This is a genomic window from Streptomyces sp. NPDC059455, from assembly GCF_042750115.1.
Classification (GTDB): Bacteria; Actinomycetota; Actinomycetes; order Streptomycetales; family Streptomycetaceae; genus Streptomyces; species Streptomyces endocoffeicus.
The window spans coordinates 1-7454 of record NZ_JBHYVB010000343.1; the positions used below are offsets into that span (position 1 = coordinate 1).

Below are 7454 nucleotides of genomic sequence, written 5' to 3' on the forward strand. Positions count from 1 at the left end.
GCCCGGTGCCGCGGAGCCGGGCGGCGTCACCCAGGCCGGGCTGCCCCGGCGGGTGCCGCGCCAGGGCCAGGCGGCGGACCGGGACAAGCCGCGCGCCACCGGAGAGCGGCCCGCGCCGCGCGCCGCGGGCGACGCCGCCGCGCGGCGGAACGCCGGCCGCACCCATTCGTTCCTCAGCAATTACCAGTCGGGCATCCGGCGGGCTCAGCCCGACGGACGCGACGAGACATAAGGTCTCAGCGAAGATGGACAGGAAGAACCAATGACCTCACCCCAGCTGCGGGAGGTGAGCCAGTTCGGATGGCTGGTCACCAACTTCACCGAGCGTGTGCCCAATGTGGCGTGCGCCGTGGTGGTCTCGGCCGACGGGCTGTTGCTCACCGCGTCGGACGGGCTGGCGGCCGATCGGGCCGAGCAGGTCGCCACCATTGCCGCCGGGGCCATCAGCCTGATCCAGGGCGCTGCCCAGTGCCTGGATACCGGTGATGTGCGGTCCTCCGTGATCCAGATGGAGCTCGGGAACATGCTCCTGATGTCGATCAAGGACGGCTCGTGTCTCGTGGTGCTGGCGGCGCCGGACTGCGAGATCGGTCAGGTCGCGTACGAGATGGCGGTACTGGTCGATCAGGTCGGCGAGATGCTGACCCCGGAACTCCGCGCAGAGCTGCAGGAATTGAACCTGCGGGCCGTAAAGCGGACAGCAGCGCAATAGGCCGGACGGGGAGATGATGAGCACCGGTGAAGGCCCTTCCGGGCAGGGACCTGGGAGAGATCAGGGGGCGGAGGACGAACAGACCTTCGCCGACGTGCTCAACGCCTTCAGCTTCGGCAAAGGGCGACGCGGGCGGAAGCCACCCCGGTCCGACGGGGCGCCGGAGGGCGCCCGGTCCCGCCGCCGGGGTGGGGAGGCCCGGCCCGAGGACCCCGGGGAACCCTTCTCGCGGGGGGCGTCGGAGCCGGAGCGGTCGGGCGTCTGGGATGCGGAGCACGACGGGAGCCAGGGCCCGGCCTCGCTGGTGCGTGCCTACTCGTGGACGGGCGGCCGGACCAGGTCCGACCATCACTTCGAGGTCGAGACCCTGGTGACCACCACCGAGCTGGGCCACCGCTCGATGGACACCCTGCAGGCCGACCACCGCCCGGTGATCGCGCTGTGCCAGGAGCCGCGGTCGGTGGCCGAGGTGGCGGCCATGCTCGCGGTGCCGCTGGGGGTGGCCAAGGTCGTGCTCGGCGACATGGCCGAGCACGGACTGATCACCGTCCACCGGACGGCTTCCGCGGAGGGCGACGTACCGGACGTCTCCCTGATGGAGCGCGTGCTGGTGGGGCTTCGGCGGATCTAGCGCCTTCGCCGCGCGGGAACCGACAGGTCCCCGCGCGGTGATATGCCCGCTTCCGCGTGTAATGCCCGCTGAAGAGCGCCCACCGGCTGATTGGTTGTGCGCGTTCAAAGCCAACACTGAGCAGTTTCACGCTCTTGACGTGATTCGGTCTGATCGGTTTACTCCCTGGCACGCCGATGTCGAAATCTCGGCGGCAGAGGTACGCCCAGCCGGTATGCGGCTCCGCCGTGAGTCCGGCCCGAGTCGCCAGGTCGCTGTCCGTGACCGAGGCGGGGCCGTGCCCTCGGATCATGGAGCTCTCAGCGATGAGCCTGAACCGTTCGCGTATCCCTCCCCCTGTGCGCGGCGGTCCGTCCCGGCGTGGGGTGCTGCGTGGCGGCGGGGCGATGGCGCTCACCGGCGCCATGGGTGCCGCCGTGGCGGGATGCGGGACGGGCCTGGGGGTGGATTCCCATGGAATCGTGCACATCGAGGTGTGGCACGGGCAGACCAGCACCGCCCTGCGAGCGGTCAAGCGGCTCGTGGCCGACTTCCACCGCGGCCACCCCACGATACGGATCGACCTGAGCGGCGGCGTGCTGGCGGACGACATGCTGCAGAAGGTGATGGCCGGTCTCGTCGCCGGATCCCCGCCCGATATCGCCTACATCTTCGGCTCCGACCTGGCCAGCGTCGCCAGAAGCCCCCAACTGGCGGATCTGACGACGGTCGTGGAATCCGGGCGGGTGCCGTGGAAGCAGTACTGGCCCGCCGCCCGGGAGGGCGTCACGGTCGACGGTGTGGTGCGTGCGGTGCCCGCGGTGCTGGACTCGCTCGCCGTGGTGTGCAACAAGACCCTCTTCCGCCGGGCGGGGCTGGAGCTGCCCGGCCCCGGCTGGACCTGGCGGGACTTCATCGAGACGGCCAGGAAGCTGACCGACCGCGGCAGGGGCACCTTCGGCACCGGGTGGCCCGCCGCGGGCGATGAGGACACGGTGTGGCGGATGTGGCCCATGATCTGGGATCTGGGTGGCGAGGTCATCGCCGAGGGCAAGCGGGAGATCGGGTTCGCCGGCGAACCCGGGGTCCGGTCCCTCGAGGTGCTCGCGGCACTCGCCAAGGACAGAAGTGTCTACGTCGATCCCAAACCCGGTGGCGAGCAGATGTACCAGGCGTTCGCCGCCGGCCGGCTGGGCATGGTCGCCACCGGTCCCTGGCAACTGCCCGACATCCGCCAGGCGAAGATCGACTATCAGGTCGTGCCGCTGCCCGGCTTCAGCGGCCGGTCGGTGACCATCTCCGGCCCCGACACCTGGAGCGTGTTCGACAACGGCTCCGCGCGGCTGAAGGCCGCCCGTACGTTCGTCGGCTGGCTCATGGAGCCCGAGCAGGCGTATCGGTGGGACACCCAGGCGGGCAGCCTGCCGCAGAGCCGCCCGGCCGAGCGCCGTCCGCAGTGGCGGGCGTACGCGGCCGAGGTGCCCGGTCTGCCGGTGTTCACCGAGGTGCTGGAGACCGCCCGGGTACGGCCCGTCGACCGGGCCTACCCCAAGATCTCCATGCCGTTCGGCGAGGCCATCACCGCCGTCCTGCTCGGCAAGAGCACACCGGCGAAGGCCCTGCGGCGGTGTGCCGACGAGGCCAACGCGGCCATCGCCAAGGTGCGTTGAGGAGCCTGCCATGTCCCGTCTGCCCACCCCCATCACCCGTCCGGCGCCCCGCGTACCGGCCCGTCCCGCGCGCCGCACGGGCCGCCGGGAGGCCGCGACCGCCTGGGCGTTCGTCCTCCCCTCCGTCCTGGTCATCCTGGGCCTGAGCGTCGTCCCCGTCCTGTGGTCCCTGCTGCTGTCGTTCCAGTACAGCGACCTGCTCACCCCGAGCGTCTGGGTGGGCTGGGACAACTACCGCCAGCTGGCCGACGATCCGCAGTTCGCCCAGGCCGTGCGCAACACCCTGGAGTACACCGCGCTGTACGTACCGCTGAGCATCGGTCTGGGGCTGGTGCTCGCGCTGGTCCTCAACCGCCGGATCCGGTTCGCCGGTCTGTACCGCACGCTGCTCTTCGTGCCGTTCGTGGTCTCGGCCGCCGCCCAGGGCGTGCTGTTCTCCTTCATCCTGGACCCGGAGTTCGGCGCGGCCAACTCGCTGCTGCACCACCTCGGAGTCTCCCCGCAGGGTTTCCTGTCCGATCCGGGCCAGGCGCTGCTGGTCCTGGTGGGCATCTCGCTGTGGAGCGGCACCGGCTTCTGCGTCGTGATCTACCTGGCGGCCCTCCAGGACGTGCCCCGCGAACTGACCGAGGCCGCCACCCTGGACGGCGCGGAACGGCGGCATGTGCTGCGTCATGTCACCCTGCCCACCATCGCGCCGGTCAGCGTGTTCCTGCTGCTCTGGCAGACGATCAGCGCCCTGCAGGTCTTCGACCTGGTGTATGTGACGACGAAGGGCGGTCCGCTCGGATCCACCACCGTGATCGTCTACTTCGTCTGGGAGCAGGCGTTCCGGAACTTCACCGCCGGTTACGGGGCCGCCGCGGCCTACGTCCTCGGCGTCGCCCTGCTCGTGGCCGCCGCCGCGCTGCGGCTGGTCCGGCGCCGAGGCGACCGCCGTATCGAGGGAGCCACGTCATGACGGAACCGTCCGCACGGCGGCGGCCGCGGCTGCCGTTCAGCCCGTGGCATCTGCTGCTCGCGCCACTGGCGCTGCTCTTCGCCGTACCGCTGATCTGGCTGGGGCTGAGCTCGGTGATGAGCGACGCGGAGATCAACCGCTTCCCGCCCGCGCTCTGGCCCTCCGGGATCCATCTGGGCGGCTACCGCTTCGTGCTCGGCAACGCGATGTTCCCGCGCTGGTTCGCCAACTCCCTGATCGTCTCGGCCGTCGCGGTCGTGTCCAATCTGCTGCTGGGGACGCTGGGCGGATACGCCTTCGCCCGGATGCGGTTCGGCGGGTCCCGGGTGCTGCTGGTGCTGATGCTGGCCACCATGGCCATCCCGTTCCAGCTGACGATGATCCCGACGTTCCTGGTGATGCGGAAGCTGGGGCTCGTCGACACCCTCGGGGCGCTGATCGTGCCCTCGCTGGTGACGCCGTTCGCGGTGTTCCTGCTGCGGCAGTTCTTCCTCTCGCTGCCCAGGGAGCTGGAGGAGGCCGCCTGGATCGACGGGTGCTCGCGGCTGCGGGTGCTGTTCCAGATCGTCGTCCCGCTGTCCCGCCCGGCGCTGAGCACGGTCGCCGTCCTGACCTTCCTCACCACCTGGAACGACCTGTCGTGGCCGCTCATCGCGCTGAACCACGACGCCAACTACACCCTCCAGCTGGGTCTGACCACCTTCCGGGGGCAGCACCACACCCAGTGGTCGGCCGTGATGGCGGGGAACGTCATCACCGTCCTGCCGGTGCTGCTCGCCTTCCTCGCCGCCCAGAAGACCTTCGTCCGGTCGATCACCTCCACCGGTCTCAAGGGCTGACCGGCACCGCCCAGCCTCTCCCTCACCCTTCAGGAACCCGTATGCCACCCACCTTCGACCTGCTCGTCATCGGGGACGCCAACCCGGACGTCATCGTCGGACCGCTCGACCCCCCGCTCGCCTTCGGCCAGCGCGAACAGCTCGTCGACAGCGGCGCGCTCACCATCGGCGGATCCGCCGCGATCACCGCGTGTGGTGCCGCCCGGCTGGGGCTGCGCGTGGCCTTCGCCGGACGCGTCGGGGACGACGGCGCCGGACACTACATGCGCGACCGGCTCGCGGCGCACGGCGTCGACGTCGGCGGACTGCAGCTGGACAGCGGCCTGCCGACACCGCTCACGGTCATCGTGACCCGCGGGGACGACCGGGCCATCCTCACCGCGCCGGGCACACTCGCCGCCACCTCGGGCCGCGACATCCCCCCACACCTGCTGGCCTCGGCCCGGCACCTCCACGCCGCGTCCTTCTTCCTCATGCCGGGGCTCGCCGCCGATCTGCCGGACCTCTTCGACGCCGCCCGCGCGGCGGGCGCCACCACCTCGCTGGACACCAACGACGACCCCTCGGGCCGATGGGACCCCGCGGCGCTGGCCCCCGTCCTCGCCCGGACCGACCTCCTGCTGCCCAACGCCGCCGAGGCACACCGACTGGCCGGCACCGACGGAACGTCCGTCGCGGCCGCCGCCGAACTCCTCACGCGGCAGGTCCCGCTGGTGGCCGTCAAGAACGGGGCGGACGGCGCCCTGTGCCACGACGGCCGGACCCTGCTCACCACCGCCGGGATCCATGTCACACCCCAGGACGCCGTCGGCGCGGGCGACAGCTTCAACGCGGGCTTCCTCGCCGGACGGCTCACGGGCCGGCCCATCGCCGAGGCGCTCGACCTCGCCGCCGCCTGCGGTGCGCTGTCCACCCGTGCCGCGGGCGGCACCACCGCCCAGCCCACCTGGGACGAAGCCCTCACCCACCTCACCGCCAACGGAGACATCCCGTCATGATCAACCCCAAGATCGTGCTGATCGGCGCGGGAAGCGTCGTCTTCACCCAGGGCCTGCTGGCGGATCTCTTCGCCTTCCCGGAGCTGAAGACCGCGCGGATCGCCCTGCACGACATCGACGTGGAACGCCTCGCCACCGCCGAGGCCGCCGCGCGGTACATCGCCGAGCGGCGGGGCGCCGCCGCGCTCATCACCGCACACGCCGACCGGCGCGAGGCACTCGACGGCGCCGACTTCGTCATCAACCTCGTCCAGATCGGCATGGGGGAGGCCACTCGGATCGACTTCGAGATCCCCGCGCGCCACGGGGTGCGGCAGACCATCGGCGACACCCTCGGCGTCGGCGGCATCTTCCGCGCCCTGCGCACCTTCCCGTTCCTCAAGGCGCTGGGCGAGGACATCGCCGCCGTATGCCCCGGGGCATGGCTGCTCAACTACACCAACCCGCTGGCCATGAACGTGCAGTACCTCGTGGCGGCCACCGGGCTGACCCGGGTGGTCGGCCTGTGCCACTCGGTGCACTGGACCATCCACGACCTGTGCAACCTGCTGGAGGTCCCCTTCGACGAGGTCACCTACCGCGCCGCCGGGGTCAACCACCAGGCGTGGGTGCTCCGCCTGGAGCACGATGGCACCGATCTCTACCCCCGGCTGGACGCGCTGATCGCCGAGAACGGGCAGTTGCGGCGGCGGGTCCGCGTCGACATGTACCGGCGGCTCGGCTACTACCCGACCGAGACCAGCGAGCACTCCTCCGAGTACGTGCCGTGGTATCTGCACCACGACAGCGAGATCGAGCGGCTGCGGCTGCCCGTCGGCGCGTACCTCGGCATCGTGGACGAGAACGTGGCGGCGTACGAGCGGACCCGCGACGCCCTCGCGGCCGGCGCCCCCATCGACGTCGAGGGGACCATGGAGTACGCCCCGCAGATCATCCACTCCATGGTGACCGGCACCCCCAGGACCGTCTACGGCAATGTGCCCAACCACGGGCTCATCGAGAACCTTCCGGCCCACGGCGTGGTCGAAGTGCCGTGTCTGGTCGACCGGTCCGGTGTCCAGCCGACCCGTGCCGGTGCGCTGCCGCCGCAGCTCGCCGCGCTCAACCGCACCTACCTCAGCATGAACGACCTCGTGGTGCGCGCCGCCCTGGAGGACGAGCCACGTCATATCCGGCACGCGGCCATGACCGACCCGGCGACCGCCGCCGCCCTGCGCGTCGAGCAGATCTGGGAGCTGTGCGACGAGATGGTGCGCGCACACCGCGAGCGGCTGCAACCCGCGCTGCGCACGACCCTCGCCATCTGACAATACGAAGAATAGTGTGCCAAGCGGCTCACGACACATATGCGGGCCGAGGCGCCTGGACGCGGCTAGGCCGATCCGCGCAGGCGCCCGGTCGTGGACCGGCCCTTCGCGGTGCCGTCGGTCGCCTCGCGGAGCACGTCCCGCACCTGACCGCGCAGCCACGCGTGCGCGGGGTCGCTGTCGTGCCGGTGATGCCAGGTGAGGACCACCTGGGTCGGCGGCAGCTCCAGCGGCAGCCGCCGGGTGACGAGGCCGAGTCTCGCCGAGGCGGGTCGGCAGACCCGCTCGGCGTCGACCGCCCCGGCGTCCGAAACGGACACCCCGCCCAGCCCCCCGGCGCTCCGCGGCAGGGCCGCG

Annotated in this window: 7 protein-coding genes and 2 pseudogenes; 8 read left to right on the top strand and 1 reads right to left on the bottom strand. The window is 71.3% G+C overall.

Annotated features, from left to right (window positions below):
* The 8 genes and pseudogenes from ACFXB5_RS51435 to ACFXB5_RS51470 all read left to right on the top strand — a co-directional run.
* Positions 1–232 (top strand): annotated as a pseudogene (locus ACFXB5_RS51435) (hypothetical protein); the annotation flags it as partial.
* 30 nt (positions 233–262) lie between these two features.
* Complete coding sequence (locus tag ACFXB5_RS51440) at positions 263–712, top strand: roadblock/LC7 domain-containing protein (protein ID WP_385222476.1); 450 nt, start codon at positions 263–265, stop codon at positions 710–712.
* A 94-nt stretch (positions 713–806) separates the two neighbouring features.
* Positions 807–1343 carry a DUF742 domain-containing protein gene (locus ACFXB5_RS51445; RefSeq protein WP_385222479.1) on the top strand — a complete coding sequence of 179 codons (537 nt, stop codon included), beginning with the start codon at positions 807–809 and terminating at the stop codon, positions 1341–1343.
* Positions 1344–1648: 305 nt separating this feature from the next.
* Positions 1649–2992, top strand: a complete 1344-nt coding sequence (locus ACFXB5_RS51450) for an extracellular solute-binding protein (protein WP_385222482.1) — start codon at positions 1649–1651, stop codon at positions 2990–2992.
* 10 nt (positions 2993–3002) lie between these two features.
* A complete protein-coding gene (locus tag ACFXB5_RS51455) occupies positions 3003–3953 on the top strand; it encodes a carbohydrate ABC transporter permease (protein ID WP_385222484.1) in 951 nt (316 codons plus the stop codon).
* The gene (locus tag ACFXB5_RS51460) at positions 3950–4792 is read left to right on the top strand and encodes a carbohydrate ABC transporter permease (RefSeq protein ID WP_201848658.1); all 843 of its coding nucleotides are present in this window, start codon (positions 3950–3952) and stop codon (positions 4790–4792) included. The genes ACFXB5_RS51455 and ACFXB5_RS51460 overlap by 4 nt, the downstream gene beginning before the upstream one ends.
* 41 nt (positions 4793–4833) lie before the next feature.
* Entirely contained in the window at positions 4834–5790 is a 957-nt protein-coding gene (locus tag ACFXB5_RS51465; RefSeq protein ID WP_385222486.1) for a carbohydrate kinase family protein, read from the top strand.
* The gene (locus ACFXB5_RS51470) at positions 5787–7097 is read left to right on the top strand and encodes an alpha-glucosidase/alpha-galactosidase (protein ID WP_385222489.1); all 1311 of its coding nucleotides are present in this window, start codon (positions 5787–5789) and stop codon (positions 7095–7097) included. Before ACFXB5_RS51465 ends, ACFXB5_RS51470 begins: the two co-directional genes overlap by 4 nt.
* A 65-nt stretch (positions 7098–7162) precedes the next feature.
* Here ACFXB5_RS51470 and ACFXB5_RS51475 read toward each other — a convergent pair.
* A pseudogene (locus tag ACFXB5_RS51475) lies at positions 7163–7454 on the bottom strand (hypothetical protein); the annotation flags it as partial.

Excerpts from the sequence above, each read along its gene's own strand:
- ACFXB5_RS51465 (WP_385222486.1), top strand. The coding sequence starts at position 4,834 with ATGCCACCCACCTTCGACCTGCTCGTCATCGGGGACGCCAACCCGGAC.
- ACFXB5_RS51440 (WP_385222476.1), top strand. The coding sequence starts at position 263 with ATGACCTCACCCCAGCTGCGGGAGGTGAGCCAGTTCGGATGGCTGGTC.
- ACFXB5_RS51450 (WP_385222482.1), top strand. The coding sequence starts at position 1,649 with ATGAGCCTGAACCGTTCGCGTATCCCTCCCCCTGTGCGCGGCGGTCCG.
- ACFXB5_RS51455 (WP_385222484.1), top strand. The coding sequence starts at position 3,003 with ATGTCCCGTCTGCCCACCCCCATCACCCGTCCGGCGCCCCGCGTACCG.
- ACFXB5_RS51470 (WP_385222489.1), top strand. The coding sequence starts at position 5,787 with ATGATCAACCCCAAGATCGTGCTGATCGGCGCGGGAAGCGTCGTCTTC.
- ACFXB5_RS51460 (WP_201848658.1), top strand. The coding sequence starts at position 3,950 with ATGACGGAACCGTCCGCACGGCGGCGGCCGCGGCTGCCGTTCAGCCCG.